This is a genomic window from Rhizobium sp. RHZ01 (assembly GCF_014851595.1).
Classification (GTDB): domain Bacteria; phylum Pseudomonadota; class Alphaproteobacteria; order Rhizobiales; family Rhizobiaceae; genus Rhizobium; species Rhizobium altiplani.
Genome location: NZ_JACUZZ010000053.1, coordinates 1 through 16607, shown reverse-complemented (window position 1 = coordinate 16607; position 16607 = coordinate 1). Strand labels below are relative to the sequence as shown.

The 16607-nt window shown below is 55.6% G+C and carries 16 protein-coding genes and 4 pseudogenes; 12 read left to right on the top strand and 8 right to left on the bottom strand.

The window, feature by feature from the left end:
* Window positions 1–141: 141 nt before the first annotated feature.
* A complete protein-coding gene (locus IB248_RS30085) occupies window positions 142–957 on the bottom strand; it encodes a zincin-like metallopeptidase domain-containing protein (protein WP_192242174.1) in 816 nt (271 codons plus the stop codon).
* Window positions 958–1252: 295 nt separating this feature from the next.
* Here IB248_RS30085 and IB248_RS30080 point away from each other — a divergent pair, with 295 nt between their 5' ends.
* The 5 genes from IB248_RS30080 to IB248_RS30060 all read left to right on the top strand — a co-directional run bounded on the left by IB248_RS30080 (window position 1253) and on the right by IB248_RS30060 (window position 4423).
* The gene (locus IB248_RS30080) at window positions 1253–1645 is read left to right on the top strand and encodes a hypothetical protein (RefSeq protein WP_192242173.1); all 393 of its coding nucleotides are present in this window, start codon (window positions 1253–1255) and stop codon (window positions 1643–1645) included.
* 125 nt (window positions 1646–1770) lie between these two features.
* Complete coding sequence (locus IB248_RS30075; RefSeq protein ID WP_018860438.1) at window positions 1771–2019, top strand: hypothetical protein; 249 nt, start codon at window positions 1771–1773, stop codon at window positions 2017–2019.
* A 575-nt stretch (window positions 2020–2594) separates the two neighbouring features.
* A complete protein-coding gene (locus IB248_RS30070) occupies window positions 2595–2843 on the top strand; it encodes a hypothetical protein (protein ID WP_192242172.1) in 249 nt (82 codons plus the stop codon).
* Window positions 2844–2970: 127 nt separating this feature from the next.
* Window positions 2971–3189, top strand: a complete 219-nt coding sequence (locus tag IB248_RS30065) for a hypothetical protein (protein ID WP_192242171.1) — start codon at window positions 2971–2973, stop codon at window positions 3187–3189.
* 289 nt (window positions 3190–3478) lie between these two features.
* Window positions 3479–4423, top strand: coding sequence for a glycosyltransferase family 2 protein (locus IB248_RS30060; RefSeq protein ID WP_192242170.1), 945 nt, complete (start codon window positions 3479–3481; stop codon window positions 4421–4423).
* A 141-nt stretch (window positions 4424–4564) separates the two neighbouring features.
* Here the strand turns inward: IB248_RS30060 and IB248_RS30055 are convergent, their stop codons facing one another.
* Entirely contained in the window at window positions 4565–5227 is a 663-nt protein-coding gene (locus tag IB248_RS30055; RefSeq protein ID WP_246779329.1) for a capsular polysaccharide synthesis protein, read from the bottom strand.
* 23 nt (window positions 5228–5250) lie between these two features.
* Window positions 5251–5631: pseudogene (locus tag IB248_RS30050) on the bottom strand (transposase); the annotation flags it as partial.
* Between the two features lie 142 nt (window positions 5632–5773).
* Here IB248_RS30050 and IB248_RS30045 point away from each other — a divergent pair.
* Window positions 5774–7037 (top strand): annotated as a pseudogene (locus IB248_RS30045) (IS110 family transposase); the annotation flags it as partial.
* Window positions 7038–7282: 245 nt separating this feature from the next.
* Here the strand turns inward: IB248_RS30045 and IB248_RS30040 are convergent.
* Together IB248_RS30040 and IB248_RS30035 are read right to left on the bottom strand one after the other, a co-directional pair.
* Window positions 7283–8091, bottom strand: a pseudogene (locus IB248_RS30040) (IS3 family transposase); the annotation flags it as partial.
* Window positions 8092–9042: 951 nt separating this feature from the next.
* The gene (locus IB248_RS30035; protein WP_192242175.1) at window positions 9043–9354 is read right to left on the bottom strand and encodes a hypothetical protein; all 312 of its coding nucleotides are present in this window, start codon (window positions 9352–9354) and stop codon (window positions 9043–9045) included.
* A gap of 923 nt (window positions 9355–10277) precedes the next feature.
* Between IB248_RS30035 and IB248_RS30030 the strand changes: the two genes are divergently transcribed.
* The 4 genes from IB248_RS30030 (at window position 10278) to IB248_RS30015 (ending at window position 13061) form a co-directional block, all read left to right on the top strand.
* Window positions 10278–10490 (top strand): hypothetical protein, encoded by a 213-nt coding sequence (locus tag IB248_RS30030; RefSeq protein ID WP_018859960.1) that lies wholly within the window; start codon window positions 10278–10280, stop codon window positions 10488–10490.
* Window positions 10491–10575: 85 nt separating this feature from the next.
* Complete coding sequence (locus IB248_RS30025; RefSeq protein WP_018859961.1) at window positions 10576–10815, top strand: DUF982 domain-containing protein; 240 nt, start codon at window positions 10576–10578, stop codon at window positions 10813–10815.
* 647 nt (window positions 10816–11462) lie between these two features.
* Window positions 11463–11741 (top strand): hypothetical protein, encoded by a 279-nt coding sequence (locus IB248_RS30020; protein ID WP_192242168.1) that lies wholly within the window; start codon window positions 11463–11465, stop codon window positions 11739–11741.
* A 1008-nt stretch (window positions 11742–12749) separates the two neighbouring features.
* On the top strand, window positions 12750–13061 hold the full coding sequence (locus IB248_RS30015; protein WP_192242167.1) for a DUF982 domain-containing protein: 312 nt from the start codon (window positions 12750–12752) through the stop codon (window positions 13059–13061).
* Here IB248_RS30015 and IB248_RS32255 read toward each other — a convergent pair.
* Both IB248_RS32255 and IB248_RS30010 read right to left on the bottom strand, forming a co-directional pair.
* Complete coding sequence (locus IB248_RS32255; RefSeq protein WP_281419730.1) at window positions 13058–13192, bottom strand: hypothetical protein; 135 nt, start codon at window positions 13190–13192, stop codon at window positions 13058–13060. The two genes, IB248_RS30015 and IB248_RS32255, sit on opposite strands and share 4 nt — an antisense overlap.
* Before the next feature lie 82 nt (window positions 13193–13274).
* On the bottom strand, window positions 13275–13757 hold the full coding sequence (locus IB248_RS30010; protein ID WP_192242166.1) for a glycoside hydrolase family 19 protein: 483 nt from the start codon (window positions 13755–13757) through the stop codon (window positions 13275–13277).
* A 92-nt stretch (window positions 13758–13849) separates the two neighbouring features.
* Here IB248_RS30010 and IB248_RS30005 point away from each other — a divergent pair, with 92 nt between their 5' ends.
* Window positions 13850–14536 carry a class I SAM-dependent methyltransferase gene (locus IB248_RS30005; protein ID WP_192242165.1) on the top strand — a complete coding sequence of 229 codons (687 nt, stop codon included), beginning with the start codon at window positions 13850–13852 and terminating at the stop codon, window positions 14534–14536.
* Between the two features lie 15 nt (window positions 14537–14551).
* The gene (locus tag IB248_RS30000; protein WP_192242164.1) at window positions 14552–15880 is read left to right on the top strand and encodes a hypothetical protein; all 1329 of its coding nucleotides are present in this window, start codon (window positions 14552–14554) and stop codon (window positions 15878–15880) included.
* A gap of 614 nt (window positions 15881–16494) precedes the next feature.
* Here the strand turns inward: IB248_RS30000 and IB248_RS29990 are convergent.
* Window positions 16495–16607, bottom strand: a pseudogene (locus IB248_RS29990) (IS110 family transposase); the annotation flags it as partial.

Sequence of the window (16607 nt, the reverse complement as noted above, 5' to 3'; positions counted from 1 at the left end):
AAAATGACAGCAAAGGTTCGACCGAAAATAATGCTGAGCAAATCCCGTCTACGAAAGCTGGATCCCGCGGATTTCAAGCGTTGTAGCCGCGTTCCTTCACATTATGGGCTGCTGCGGATAACTGACGTTATGCTCACCTCATCATAATGTCAGCCAGCTATCGATATAGCTTGCATGATCGGGACGCGGTTCAAGTTCCGGAACGATCCCGAGATCGGCGCATAAGAATGCGCTGCCGAGTTCGGCAATCAGTTCTTCCCGGGCGCGCTCACTGCGATCCGTCCCATAGCGGCTGAGATCGCGATCGAGCCGTCCCTTTGCCGATGTCCAATGCGTCAATTCGTGGCAGATGATGGCAAAATATGAAGCGTCGTCCCTAAAGGCGTCGCAGTGCGGCATCTGAATATAGTCGTGGGCTGCGGCATAGTAGGCCGACGAGCCGCCATGACGGATCATGGCGCCGGTGTTGGCAAAGAAGCGACCGGCTTCACCAATGCGCTCAAATGGATCCGACAGGCTTGCTGGCTTGTCAACCCGGGCACCGAGGCCATCGATCTGATCGGCATTGAAGACGGTGTAGGCTTTCATGAAGGGGATGGAGCGTTCGACGTCATCGCCGCCATCAGCGGTTTGAGTACGGATGATCGAGCTGGCAAAGACGACGGTCGTTCCGCTTTCGCCCTTGCGAACCGCGCCGCCAAGTTCGAGCGCCTGGCGAAAGGTCATCCAGGTCGAGGACGAGAAGCCGCGGGCGATTGCCTCCGACCAGAGGAGAATGACGTTGATCCCGGAATAGGGTGCGCCATTGAAGCGCAGCGGTCGCGAGACCGGATCGGACGGATAAGCGCTATGCCAGGGTTGGATCCAGGGACGGACACCCTGTTCGAGAGCGGCAATGATCTTGTCGGTGATGCGGCCGTGGATGTCGGATCGTTGGCTGGTTTGCTGCCTTGTCATGTTGGAACCTCCGCTTTGGGGTCGCGACCATCGCGACCTGCTACGGCGGTCCAAAAGCCGGGCTTCAAGCACTGGCCGGCACCCGAAGGGCCGAAACGCCAGTGGAGGACGGCAACGCCGTTGCGGCCAGTGCGAGCCTGGCAGGACCGAAAGCCGCAGCAGGACGCGAGGGACGCAGGTTCAAGCGGATCCACAGGTTCAGGCGGCAAACACCAACGCGACCGGCGCCTCGGCGTGCTACCCAAGATATCGCGCCCGGCACCGACCGTCCTCGGCATCCGGTTAGGAAGCCATCTTGGCCAGCAGCGACCGCACACAAAGGCCGCACATATGGATGCAACCGGAGGCTCGACCCGCCGCTCTTCTCACGTTCCTCGTCTACCAGATATTGAAGGAAGCGCAGGATCAGGCGCTGCGACGCCGTATCGAGTACGATGCGGAACACACTAAAGGCACCTTCGGCTCAATAGCTTTTTCAGCTTTGCCTTTCCGCCTGGCCGCGTCGCTGAGAACGAATCCGTTCCACACAACGGTTGTTCGCGAAGGCACACGATTCGCGTTCGACGGACAGCCTCACCAGGATAGGCGCATTCAGTCTTGCTTGCCACTTCGTCAGACTAAGGTCCAAATGAGGATCAGGCTTCAGTCCTATTTCTTCTGTGAAGAACAAAAGGCAATCTGTGGTTGATCCGAATCGCACGCGCCCGAGACCTCGACGAGCGACGAAAGATCGAGGGCTTTCCTGGTCCCGCCGACCCGGAAAGCCCTTTTCATGTTTGAGTACCGCGATGTTTAACGGCATGGAACCACACAATGCGACAACGCGACGAAGCGCTTACATCGAACGATTTGTCCATCTGTGATGAAATCCTGAAGGACGTCGCGCAAAAACATTTGATCAACGATCAGAACGACAGAGTTCATCTCGCGGCCATTGTCATTGAGATTTACCGCCAGGGAGTACGTGATCCGGAACAGTTATCTCTGTTGGCCGGTGCGTCCTGCGAAGCGATGCTCGAAATGAGGCGCCTCGATCCTGGCGGCACACCGGCGGCGCTCTAAAACCTCTGAGGTGGACCACGCTGTGATCTACCTTCGAGACATTAGGGACCGGTGCACCTGTCCGGCCCGGTCGGCCCGGACACTCGCATGCAATTCGTTGCCATCGAAGAGCTCGACGCCATCGGGCAGTGCCCAACCCTAATCGCCAACTTTCCTTTGTCGCACCCCCAGTGGCCATGACGGTATCCGTCGTATTTCCGTGTCCAGCAGAGTTGGGCGTAACGATATCCCGCCCGTCGTAGTCGCCGTCGTACACGTAGCGTGGCAAACGGGAGCATTGAGACAGGCGCGCATATCCCTTCCAACTCGACGAGCGCGTCACCGAGCATAGTCTTGCATTCGTCCATTGTGGCAGTGTCACATATCTTCACACCTCTCGTCTGACTGAGCCAGATCGTGGGGGCTCCGACCACATCGCGATACGCCTTCGTGCTGACGCCCTCCTCGCCGCCTACGAAGCCGACAGCGATTGACGCCATGGCCGCCGCTATTGGGTGAGGCACCTGTCACGATGAGCATCGAAGCGCTGGGAACACGAAGGCCTTTGATCCGTTTTCTCCCCAAAGGAGAGCCGCATGCCGACCCATAGCACCGACAGCACCCCTGGCAGATTGAAATGCCAACTGGCCGAGCTCGATGCCATCTGGCCCGACACAGGTGTTCCAAGCGAAGAGCAGCAGGCATTGATTGATGCATATCGTTCGGGACAAATGGACGACGAAGAGTTTCAATTGCACCTCTCAAATGATCCGGTGCTAGCCAATTACGTTGAGGAATTGTGCCAAGCTAGAGACGACGCTCCAAGAGACCACATGGCGCCATAGGTGCGGCCCGACGCTCTGGTGATTGCAGCAGTAACGCAAAAGGGCGGCAGCTAACAAATGCTCCGATTGACTCCACCAACCTATATGAACAGGCTAGCTCCGAGATACCACACGGGAGCTGCAAACCATGAGCCCTGAACGTTTTAGCGAATGTCTGCTCCACATCCGATGGACCCCGATCAATATCGCATCAGCGCTGCAGTGCGAGCTCTCCTGGATCGAATCCCTCGAAGCTGGAAGCGAGGAAATTCCTACAGGTTTGGCTGTTTGGCTGGAAACACTCGCAGAAGCCCACGAGGCTTCGCCGCCGCCTGAAACGTATCGCGGGAAAAGATCAGGCCGGTGAGCGGTTAAGACGGCGGGCTGTCTAACTCGTAGACTGCCGCATTGTCCTGCACCTCGCGAAGACCCTGATATGAAGCGTGCCGCAAGTTGCCTTTTTCAAAACAGATCAATTTGGCCCTAACCTCGGCTTGATGACAAGCGAGTATGTTCCGCGATATGGAGGTGAAAAGCCTTGCAAGGCGGGACAGGATTCAATGAAAATGGAATATCCCTTTAAATAACCGGCGCAAGAAATTAGCCGCTCGTTGGGGGCACGGGCCGGGACTTGGCTCGAGAGTGCTAAAGTCTCGATGCGGCGAGCGCGGCAGCGGAACACCATCAAGGTGGAACCGCTTCGCGCATGGCCTACGAGACCATCAGAGATTGCGGCCGTATGCTTGTCGCGAAACGAAGTCGCTACCCTGCCTGAATTTCTCAAGCATTACCGACGCCTTGGGGTAACGCGATTCATTTTTCTCGACGACGCGTCAACGGACGGCACAAGGGAACTTTTGCTTGCCGAAAACGACGTCGATGTTTGGACATCTCCAGTCAGGTATGTTGACGCAAAGCGTGGCAAGCTATGGCGCGAGGCCTTATTCAATGAGTACGGCCTGGACAGATGGTATCTGAACGTCGATGCCGACGAATTCCTGTTTTATGACGGATGCGGCGGCCACTCGCTGTTTGATGTTGTCGAGGTTCTGAACAAGTCGGGCATCAAGCGCTTGCCGGCACCGATGATTGACATCTATCATTCCGATGATGGGGCAGCCGTTGGCGGCGATCCATGGAAGGCTCCACATCTCTTTGATGCTGCCGGCTATACCGCCGAGCTTACAAAGCGCGGGATATCGATCAAGGGCGGGCCACGCCGGAGAATTTTCGGCGAGACAAACGAACTCATGAAGTACCCGCTCATTTATTGGGATGAGGCTTGCAGCTTGGGAGTCAGCATCCATCAGCCGCTACCGTACACGCGCAACTTCTCTCCGATTTGGGGCGCCTTGCTGCATTTCAAATTCTTTGGAGACTACGGAACGAAGATTGAAGCGGCAGTCGCGGACGGCCAGCACTTCAACGGTTCGATGCACTATCGCGCCATAGCTGAGGCGCTTCGAAAGTATGGAAAAATCGATTTCGTCTTTGAGCACACCACCAGGTTCCAAGGGCCGAACCAGCTTCGCGAACTCGGCTTGATATCGCCTATCGATTATCAAGGGCATCGAATCTCCACAAAAGCCGCCTTGCTTTGATCCGCGATGACAAGCGAGTATGTGCCTATATACCGATGGCGAGCAGACCTTGCCAATGGAAGGTTTTGGGCGAGAATGGCGCCCCGGACACTACAACGACTGGTGTGGCGAGGAATAGCTGACGAATGCGGCGACGGGACGCTAATCCTTTCGCACTGACGTAAGCTCGCCAATATCGATGTTTTTGCCCTGGCGTGGACCTGCGAGCCAAGTTCCGTCTTTCAATGCGGAGCTGGTGCTCATTTTTTGAAATGGTGTGCTCGCGACCTCGACATCGACTGGAATGGGCGTGAAAAAATCGTTCTGTGTCACATACCGCTTGAGCAGCATGTGCGCTTTCGAATGAAGCTTCGGAGTGTCATTCCATATCTTCGCTGCTTTCCTGTCGGTCGTGACGATGAACTCAAAAAGATGCATGCACCAGAAATAATGCAGAAGCTTTCCATTCTTCTGCCAATATCGATTCATCAATTTCGACCATTTGGTTACGAGATAATTCCCGGGCACCGCTGCTATGAAACTATTCGACATCATCCTGCCGGGGTAACTGTCGGGAAATGCGAAGAAACCGGATTCCATCAGTTGAGGCAACCAATCATCGAGCTTACGGGTGCAAAATGTGGTCGCATCTATCCAGACGCCGCCGTACTTGGCGAGGAGTGCGATGCGGATCACATCGGCACGCCATTGTATCTTGCGATCCCGCGGCGGCTCCTCGAGGGTAATATGTTCTTTGACGGTATTTTCTGAGAGAACGTTGACGGTCCAGTTCGGATTATTTCTACACCAGCTCTCTATGCCCAATCGGATGACCTTGCCCCCAAGTTTTATCCAGTTTTGAGTTCGCTCCAGCGGTTTTGGGTTTCTGTATTTGAGGCGGTAGCGGCGGGTTGCGGTGCGGAGCCATTCCGGCTGCGCAGCACCGCATCACGTCGCGGGTTGATTGTCTGAGCGAACTCGGCTGGGGTCAGCCATCCGAGCCCTGAGTGTGGTCGATGATCGTTGTAATCGCTGCGCCAGTTTGAAAGCGCTGATCGAGCATGGGTCAGTGACGAGAAGAGAGTTTCGTTCAGGAGCTCGTCTCGCAGCCGCCCATTGAAGCTTTCGATGAAGGCGTTCTGGATCGGCTTGCCCGGCGCGATGTAGTGCCAGTCCACCTTGGCCCGGTCCGTCCATTGCAGGATCGCGTTGCTGGTGAACTCGCTGCCATAGCACATTGGGAAGCTTGCTCTGCCGTGGCCGACGGCGCGCGAAGCCCTAACTAGCGCAGCGCGCCGTCCTTGTGGCCATGGCCGGCCGCGGGTCTCTAAAGTGAAGTTGTCGAGACAACACTCTGGAGCGTGACAGACCATGACCAAACACCTTTATAACCCCACTGATGCCGTACTGGTAGCGATCGACATGTCCAAGCACCGTCAGGAGGTGCTGATGGAGCGGCCTGAAGGCGGACGCCGCCGCCGTATGACCGTGATGGCGACAAAGAATGACTATGACCGTCTTGTCGATGAACTTGCAGTGATCGGACGGCCAATCGTTGTTGGCTTTGAAGCCACCGGCAATTATCACCGGACCCTGGCACACCGGCTGCTGATGGCCGGGTTCCAATTGCGATTGATCTCCTCTGTGGCATTGGCACGAACACGGGAGGCGCTTCACAACGGCTGGGATAAGAACGACCCGAAGGATGCGCAAGTTATTCTTCACATGCTGCGGATCGGGGCCACCCAAGTCTATGTCGATCCGCTTGCAGCCGGGATCAACGATCTGCAGGAACTGTCGAAGACACACGAGGTGATCTCGAAAGCCAAGACGCAGACCTGGCACCGCATACTGAACCACTATCTGCCGCTCTATTTTCCGGAGATCGCCCGCTTTGCCGGCAACAGCCGGTCGGATTGGTTCCTGGCGCTGATCGAGCGCTTTCCCACGCCCAGCAGCATGACCTCACTGGGACGTGAGGGATTTGTTGCCGAGGCTTGGCCGCTTGTCGGACGCAAAGTCTCGAAAGCGAGATTAATCAACGACATCTACGAGACGGCCTGCTCATCGATGGCCCTACCAATAGCCGAAGAGGCTGTCGCGATCAGCATGTTCCGCATGGTCATTGGCCAAGCGCGAAGCCTGATCCGAGAGCGCAATCGCATCGAGCAGATCGCTCAGGCGATGCTGTCAGACCACCGAGATTATCAGCTCCTGTGTAAGATCCCTGGTATTGGGCCGATCAATGCCCTGACAATCTTGGCAGAGGCAGGTGACCTGCGCCGTTTCGGCCATCATCGGCAGTTCCTGAAGTTTTGTGGTCTCGATCTCGCTACCTCCCAGTCCGGCACGTTCCGGGGGCGCACCAAACTGTCGAAGTACGGAAACGCCCGGCTTCGCAGGACCTTCTGGATGGCCGCGCAGGTCGCGTCCCGCCAGCGCGACAACAGTTTCCGCGACAAGCTAGGACGATACATGGCCGGAAACGCCGATGATGCCGATCGCCGCCGCAAAGCGATGATAGCGCTCACCGCCAAGATGGCGCGCGTCGCTCACGCTGTCGTCAAGACAAAGACAGAATACCGGCCGTTCATGGAGCGGTCGGGAACCAGGTGGAAGGACCCCTCTCTGCAAGTGCCGTGAGGGCGCACTTTGCGACCCTGTAGATAATGTTCGGGCCTTCCACCTGGGCACGTATCCCGTTTTAAGGACGGTGAGGACCACGGCCTACGACATGTCGATGGATCCTGTGTTTGCTATGGCAGGGAACGATCCCGTTGACGGTGGAAACCATCTGGACCACATTAGGTGAAGCATCTGCTATCGCTGATGCAGAGAGACCTGTCGACTGCTTCTCGCTGCTGCTTCCCCACATAGGACGTTGTCGCTGACAATCATCTTCGGCTTGCCACGCCCCTCGATGATCCGCTCCAGCTCACGAGCAACCCGCAGACCGGAAAGTGAGGTATCGGCGACGAGTGCCAGGCATTCTCTGGTGCAATCGTCGACGACCGTCAAAATCCGGAACCTGCGGCCATCGGTCAATTGATCCGAGACGAAGTCCAGCGACCAACGATCATTGGCTGCCATCGGGATCAGCATCGGCGCGCGTGTGCCGATTGCTCGCTTCCGCCCACCACGTTTGCGCACTGTCAGCTTCTCCTCCCGATAGAGCCGGAAGAGCCGCTTGTGATTCACAAAATGACCCTCACGCCTGAGCAGCACATGAAGCCGTCGATATCCGAAGCGACGACGCTCATGCGCCAGCGCCTTCATCCGCTCGCGAAGGTCATGGTCATCGCTGCGTCTGGTTTCGTAGCGGATCGTCATTCGGCAAAAGCCCATGGCTTTACACGCCCGCCGTTCGCTCATCTCGTGGTGACCCATCAGATGCGCGACAGCTTTCCGCCTTGCTGCGGGCGTCACCACTTCTTTCCCAAAAGGTCTTTCAAAGCAGCATTGTCGAGCATCGCGTCCGCCAAGAGCCGCTTCAGCTTGGTGTTCTCGTCTTCAAGCGTCTTCAGCCGCTTGGCTTCGGATACGTCCATGCCGCCGAACTTGGCCTTCCATTTATAGATGCTGGCATCGCTGACGCCGTGCTTGCGGCAAAGTTCCGAGACCGGCGTGCCGGCCTCGTGCTCCTTCAGAATGCCGATAATCTGTTCGTCCGTGAAACGTGTGCGCTTCATTCTCTGGTCCTCTCAATGGGCCAGAGCTTACTTCAAAATGGATTATTTCAACGGGGCAAGGTCACGGACAGCTTCTGGTGCTTGCTCAATTGGCTCATGCCAATAGAACCAGATTATCTTTGGCATCTTCTTCGGGAAAGTATCGTAACGCGGGTTGTAATTCTGCGCCTTCAGATTCTTTTTCCCAATAATCGATCGGCGTATCGAATGACTAATCTGCTTCCAAAGAAGAAAGGCATCAAAAATAATCAATGATGAGTTCTCGCCTTTTTATTATCGGCCCAGAATAGTGAAGGCGTTGATTAGTTGCTTGTGGACGCGACTAACACGAACGCCTCTATATGATGTTTTTGACGCCGTCGATACTGACAAGTCGCTTTGCTGGACCCAAGCTGGGTCCAATCGCACTGGAACGGCTTTGCCCCTCCTTGCCGTTTCCTTCTGTAACTGCACTGCCTAAGAGCCCCGCTTGGCCCCCACGCCGGCGGGGCTCCTATTTGGTTGAGCTGAAACAAACAATGCGAGCCATCGTTGATCAGGTGAAACGGCGGCTTGTCTTTTCTCTGCCGTTTTCTTTCATATCAAGTCCTGACCCCCGCTTGTGCCCAGGCGGGGTCTTTTCGTAGCCATCTGACGATTGTTGGACCTCCTCGGTTGGCGAGTCGGTCAACGAAACTAGGAAGAGGCAAAGGAGCATCAGAACTGCCCATCCTACAAAGCAAAGGGCGATGCCGACTGCGGCCAATCTAATCGCGATTGGCCGCCAAATTGCGCCCGATACATTCACAAGAAAGGTCATAAGCCAGCCGTTCCGGTATCCTCTGTTCCTTCAATTCACAACTCAACCAGTAGGTCGCCCCGCAAGGGCACCTTTCGAAAATCTGAGAGAACGCTCAGAACTTCACGCCAAGTCCAATCTTGACCTCGTGTGGATCAAGTTCGACGTTCACATCAAAGATGTCCTTTATCACCGTAGTGATTGTAACGATACTCGCCACGAACAAAGATGTTGTTGTTGACAGGCCTTGTGCTTTTGAGCACGGCGGTCCGCCAGCCCTCGGCACGCGGGCCGCTCCTCACTGGAAGCTCCGAATCCCCGTTGATATCTACGACAATGCCGCGCCGCAGCGCCTTGTCCCTAGCTTCCTTCAATGCCTGGTCAAAAAGGAAGACCAACATGTCGGCGGGCGAGCCCTCCTGCTCCGCCATGTCGCGTGCGACACTCAGGGCGAAGATCAGTTGCGGGGTCTTGGTTTCGGTCATTTCTCGCTCTCCACACCTTCAAAGATATAATTGTGCTATCGCTTGGACTGTTAGGTGGGAGGACACTAGCATGATCGCTCGGAGAGACTTTACATACGAAGAATGGAGCTGTCTCTTGCATCTCTATCGCCACGAAACCGCTGATATCCCGAACGACCTGATCCGTAGACTTAAAGAAGCGGGCGTCACTGAGGAAGTGCTAGACGGAATCAGTCTCAGTCCGGCAGGCAAGCATTTGGTCGCGCATGAGCTACTTCTAGAGCGAAGGAACCGGCTCCAGCGATGACTACTTCCAGGCAATAAAAAAGTCCCGCCACCAGTTAAGGAAGCAGGGCTGATGATTATGGACGCGCGAGCGGTGCCATGGCCGCGTCTCTCCCGCTTGACGCGAAGTCAACGAGAGCGCTAATTCAATCCCACATTGTGGGCCGAATGATGTTGGAGTCCGCGTTATTTACGGCATCTCTCCTTGTTACATCGAACGCCCAGGCGGCGACTACCGAATGGCTGCTTTCGGGCGGGGTGCCGGTTAAAGCGTTCCGATAGCACAACGTGTGATCCGGAAGGGCGGCTAACAGAAAAAACCGCCGAAGGAAGCGGGATGGAGTTCGTGTGACTGGAAAGGCGGGTCTGAACTAGAGCGTTCAAGCGGTGGAAGGTTGGGAAGGGATTGACGCTTTGTCAACTCGCCGGCCTCATGCGGTGCAAGCGGGGGCACAAGGGCGCGCGCTTGATGGTGAGACATTTGTCGCGAGACTGAAAAATGAGCTGAGGCAATGTGTGACCGCATTAACGTCAAGAACCGCTCGGGGCGGTGTAAACTTTTCGTTCCTTTCATGCGTCGATGAATTGTCGTATCGACTTCTAGTCGGCCCCTTTTTGTTTTCCAAGGCAGAGCCGATTGAGAGAGCGGGAACCGTGAGATGAACTTCCTCACAGACATTGATCTAACCGACGCCCATCTGGAAACGGCGGCCACTTGCGTCCAGAATTGGTGCACGGCGACCCGAACCGATCCTGAAAGCATTCAGGCTCGGGGCGCCGCAAATGTCGCCATCGAGCTCATGTCGTCGAATTCGACGCTCACGCCCCGAGAGTTGCTGGAATTGCTCCTTCTTCGTCTACCCGCTGAATAGCGGGAACAACGTGTCACGGGCGGGGTTTAAAGAGTGGCTGCCGATCGATCAGTGTATATCCCTTTGAAGCGGAATCGGAGACCCTGTGTCGTCAGATTGGGTCGTTTTAGTTGTTGAACGCAACCATGTGCTGCACACCATTGCATCCGCAGATGAAGCCCTGGAAATGCTATTTGCGAACTGGCCGGTGACACAAGGCCGCGCTTTCTTCTCGGCGATGCAGGCCTGCGCTGGTACCATGGCAGGGGGAGTAACCCAGAGAGAAGCCCAATCCGCATTCCTTGCAGCGGCTCTTGATGCAAAGGTAGTGTTCCGGCACGCCTAGGCGAATCTCGCCCAATCAGCTTTGTGACTGCAGCAAAGCGCTCAGTCGCCACGCCAATGGCGATGCATATGAGGGAAATCGCTATCGGATCTTTTCCATGCGCGACATTGGTTGCTCGGAACAAAGCTCAACGTTGTTCGCTGAAAAGATGGGAGGGAAAGATATTCCGGTCTGCGTCGTTTCACTTTCCAAACTGTAAACTGCCCATGGGCTGCGTTCGCCAGAACCCTTGCGGGGTATCTGTTTTTCCTCGCGACCGGAAAAATCAGGCGTGAGCTCTGAGACCTGGCGCCTATCTCGGCAAACAAAAAAGGCCGGGGCTAAACCGCACCGACCTTCCTCACATCGCTACTCATACCAATGCCAGTACATCCGTGGTCAAAAGCAGAAAGCGATTGCGGCGATTGCGAGCGACAGACATGTTCCAGCGCTCATCAGCAATGCCGATAACCGCCATATAGACACTCCTCGCATGAAACGCAACGTCAATCTTTGGTTTTGTTATAAAGGACGAATAAAAACATTGATTGCATGAATTAAGTTGCGTGCGGAAAGAGCGTGGAGCATGGTCTGTAGGTCAGCAGTCTATTTTACGGGCGCTGCTGCTTCGGGGCAAAATGCCCTCGCCCCAAAAGAAGGAGGACCAGATGTCTTCCGAACTGCACGTCGTCCTGAAATCAAAAGACCTCCTCATGCTGCAAAGCGTACTGGATGCGGCTGGCTACGGCCCGGCCAACAGCGTTTCCAATCCCAAAAGCTATAACGTCGCAGCGAAACTGCTCGTCGGACTTTTTCACCGTGGCATGACATCAGAAGAAGATCTGACTATGGAACTCGAGAGGCACTTTGGCAGCATAATGTCGCCAATTTCGCCGCCCAGTTTCGAGCGAACACGGGCTGCTATTCAAGGCCGCCCGCTTTCGTAAAAGTCCCGCGTGCGACCCCCCAATTTTTGTCGGCGGCCGCCGAGCGAGGCCAAGTTCCACGCAAGGCCGCTAACAGAAAAAACCCCGCTGAAGGAAGCGGGGTGGGAGTTTGTATTTGAACCCGGCAGTCGCGGTTGCGGGGCAATGGAACATTGAGGCTTTGCTGGGAGAGATTAGGCAAAGCCCGACCCCAAAACGGATAGGGCGCGCTTTCGTTCCAACCTCTCTTGGATGATTCCGCGCGGCATGGAAACCGGGCGATTTGCTATTAAAGGAAAACAGGTAGCTCTGCTTGCCGAGGCGTCTTGCTAAGCTTTGTTGAAATGAGGCGTCTCGATCCAACCTTGGATCAGACGCCGTAGTTTGCAGCCGATTAATACCTTTGCATAGTTAGACCACTTTTCCGAGTAAGTGTATATTAGGAACGCCGCAACCTGGGATGCGACGAAGTGAAGGTTCGACTCGCGGATCCCCGCCGCCAACGAGACTTCTCTTCAAGAATATTGGCAGGGAGGTTCTGACCCTCTCATGAACCTCCCTGTTTTAATCGGCGTCCCAATGCAGCCATCAAGACCAGACGGATTACAATACATCCGTATCCTGAGGCTTCAGGGCCAACCCATCGACATGCGGCGGTCGATCCTTTGAGGATGCACGCATGCGATTCGTATCCATGGGATGGCCCCCCCGCTCTCTCCAGTACGCCCCGCACCACGTCGATATCCAGGTGAAGCGCCATGCCTACGGAAGACAACAGCCATTCGACAGAAACACCCTGCCGGAACGACTGAGGCAGGCGTATATTGAAGAGATACAGCCCTGGTTGAAGTGCTCTCATTGTGGAGTGAAGGCGGGGAGATGCTGTTCGGGAATTTCGCCAGCGAGGAAGAGCCGTGAACCGCTTCGAGATCCCCAGCGTGATATTCGCCTTCCTCCTCGTCGTCGGCGCTTTAGCCTTGATCTGGATAGCCTTCTGGATGCTGGGATCTTGGGTGTTTGGAGGATGAGATGCCCGACCCGTTAGAAATGCCAATCCGCCGGTTTGGGATAGCCATAGGCGTCGAGGCTGGCGGGTTCCGGGTCGTGACCTCGGTCCACGACATGAGCAAGCTGCTAGTGGAGGGTTGGCCGGAAGACAGGCGCGGAGACGCGTGGCGCGTTGCTGTGGCGTCTTGCCATCGGGCTCTGGAACGACAGTCCAATGCCGCGGCGGCGCGGGAGGCCTTCATTATGGCGGCGAACGCATCGGAAATCGCTGTCGATGGGAATCATGAGAGGTTTGAGCCTCCACCGAAGCGGGAGAAGCCGAAGAAGCGCTAGGGCAGATTGAACCCGCCCTTTAGCATGAAGCCGACCGCCCCCATGATAATGCCGCCCAGCACAAGCCACATGATGCGAGATAAGGTTGCGTTGATGGCTTCAATCTTCTTGTCGATCGACGTGAACCGCATGTCCATGTTCTTGAACCGCTCGTCCTTCCGATTGCCTTGACGTTGACCGTGCGGCGCGCGTTCTTGAGGTCATCAGGGCCGTTTATGGGCAGGTAGGTGCAATCCCTTTCCCCGCCCCATTCCATCGGCCGTCCAACAGCCCCTTGATCATCACGCGGGCATCGATGACCGGATCAAGCATCTTGTCGGGATAGGCGACGAGATCATAGCCAGCGTCTTTCGACGACGCGTCGCAGTTCTTCAGCCAGGTCAATTGGACCTGACCCCTCCCATAGAACACATGGCCGTATTTGCCCGCAGGCTGGCCATACTCGCGCTTGGCGACGATCCGGCGAGCGCTGACGTCATCCTTGGCAAAACCCTCTCTTACCGGAACCATGCGGGCGCCGGTCTCGTGGTAGGCCGTGGCGAGAGCATAGGCTAGCGTCTTGTCTCGTCCATCTCCATGAGTGGCGAAGGCATCCAGAATGCCGTTGATGCCGTCGACCTGCGACTGGCTGAGAGACGTGCCGAAAACTCCAGACGTGCGACGGCGCAGCGCAGCGAAGAACGCTGTACGATCCATTGAAAGCTCCAGATTGGATTGGGAAGATTAGAGTTGTTTGACTTGGGTTCCGTCGGCCGCTACCCTGAGTAGATTCATGGTGGGGGCACGATATGCCGTTAGAAACAGCGGAAAATGTTTCGCAAATTTATCGAACCCGATTCGAAGAGACAGGGATTGCTAAGCGAGATCGGGTCTGGAAAACTCTTTGTAAGTCTTACTTCGATCATCACATGGTCTCATCCGGTAGCATTCTCGATTTAGCTTGCGGATACGGTGAGTTCGTCAACAACATCGATGTGAAAACAAAGTTCGCCGTAGATCTAAACCCCGATGCCAAGTCTCATCTGAACGGTGGCGTGAACTTCAAGGCAACGCGGGCAGATAACCTTTCACACATTCCGTCGAACACGCTCGACCGCGCATTTACATCCAATTTTCTAGAGCACTTGCCGGACAAAAAGGCTTGCGATGCGGTATTAAAGGAAGTCCTTCGGGTGCTAAAACCAGGCGGACGATTCATCATTCTTGGTCCCAACATCAAGTATGCCTACAAAGAGTACTGGGATTTCTACGACCATTATCTGGAGCTTTCGCATATCTCCCTAGCTGAAGGTCTGAGAATGAACGGCTATGAAATCACCTCGAATGTCCCACGTTTCTTGCCTTTCACCATGGCAAACAAGCAGCCGACGCACGACCTGTTCATCAGGGCGTATTTGGCGATGCCTCTTTTTTGGAAGGTATTCGGGAAGCAGTTTCTTGTAACAGCCGAAAAACCAAAGAACGCTATCGGCTGACATCGGGGACACGACATGAAAAACCAGGATGTTCGTACTGCCGGCTGGCTGATTGCGCCGGCTCTGACGGTCGCTGCGGTTATCGGAGTCCTGTTTGCCAAGTCACCAGCGATGTTCCTTGATCCCCGTTTCTTCGGTGAAGAGGCGACGATGTTACTCCCCAAGTTCCTCTATCAGCCGTTCATCGAATCGCTGCAGAACCGTTATCTTGGGAGTTTTCTATTCCTCACGAACATATCCGTCGCACTCTCAGCAATGGTCCCGCTGAGATATGCCCCCGCCGTGACTACCTATATCGCGTTGGCCGTACAGGTCGTCGTTGCATACCAGATCGGGGTCTTCATCCGAGAATACCGAGTTAAGGTAATACCGGCACTTCTGCTGGTTGTCGGCTTTTGCCTGCAGTGGGGCATGTACGAGATCGCTTTGAGTGCCACGAACGTTCAATGGGTTACCGGCATATCGGCGCTCCTGATTCTTGTAATGCCGGCAGATCTGGCGAGAAAGCACGCGTTATTGATCTCCGCGTGGCTTATCCTTTGCGGCATATCCGGGGTTCCAGCAACGATCCTGGCACCAGCATTTCTGCTCCGCTTTTGGGACACAAATCAGCGCGTATTCCTCCTATTCTGCGGGGTTCTCGGTGCTTGCGCGCTACTCCAACTCTCGTTTATCCTCAACTCCGGCGCTCCTGGTCGACATTTCTACCCAGGCCTCGGCCTCCTGCTATTTCCCCCTCTGCTGCAGGTATTCATTGAACCCATCGTTGGCCCCGAAACCGTGTCTCTGGTCGGCACGTACATCCAAGTGGCGCTACCGCACATTGGGACGCTTGGACTCGGAATAATCCTTACTGCCGGGGGGCTTGCGGCAGCCGTTGTTTTCAGCGCGTGGGACCGCAGCCGATGGCGATTGATAGTCGTTTTGGCGCTGACCGGCTGCTACGTATCGGTCATTCAGACGTTGGTTGCCCTGCAGCAGCCAACCCTAATGACTGCCGCGGGCTCTAGATATTTTGTTGTCGGAGTGACCTCGGTTTTACTTCTGTGCGCTTTAGGGTCGGTCAATACGGACAGGTCAAAGAGGGCAATCGCGACCGGGATTTTGACCGTCATCGTGCTCGGCGGGATTTCTCAGTTCGCAGCAGGCACATGGAACTCTTACTTCATGACCGGGCCGTCATGGTCCTCCCAGGTCAGGGGATGCGCCGGTCAACCAACGTGCACGATTCAGCTTTGGCCGAATGACGGCATCTCCTACATGAAAATCGATAATGGGCGAGTCGTCTCGTCGCTGTACCCTGCCCAACTGCCCCCAATTGCTAAAGCCCCGATGCAGCCGTAAAGAAGTCGTCGATCTGTTCTTCGGTGAAGCCCATTGCAGCGAACCCTTGGGCCATCATCGGCTCGGTGCGAAGAAACGACCCCGAATACTCATATGCGATCTGGACGGCCCTCGATTGGCTGGCAATCCACGCGTCCACCTGATCTAGGGTAACCGGCCGATTGCTACCGCGGAGATTTTGCCTTGACGCGAGCGATGAGTTCTTCGTCGTCGACAAAGCTGTCGAGGAATTCGTTCCAGGCTATGGCATCGATGAGCTTAACCAGATGCTTCTCAACTGCGCGCCGTTCGCCCGAAGTGTCGCTGCGCAACCTCAGTAACCGTTGCCCCGTCGATCCCAACCGACATGACAATCTCGAGCTTCTGTTCGTCGCGCCACCGCCGCCGACGTTCCTGCCCAAGAATCTCGACACGCATCACATACCTCACCCAAGACACGTCGCTAACGACGTCGTTAAACACGTGTCTTAGGCCATTGCGGCCCTATCCGGCAGGCGGTGCCAATCGGGTGCTTACTCTCAGTCAACGCTGTGTTCTCAACCGACGACCTTGCTTATGCTGCAAATGCAAAATTGAAGTACCGCTGGTAAGCGTTTCACAAAAAAGCAACGGTGTTAGGCGTCAATCACCGTTGCTCGATAGTCTCTCATTTTGGCATTGAGGATTATGATCATCCTTCGCATGACCGCGACGAGAGCGACCTTTCCGGGCTTTCCTTTCGCTTTCA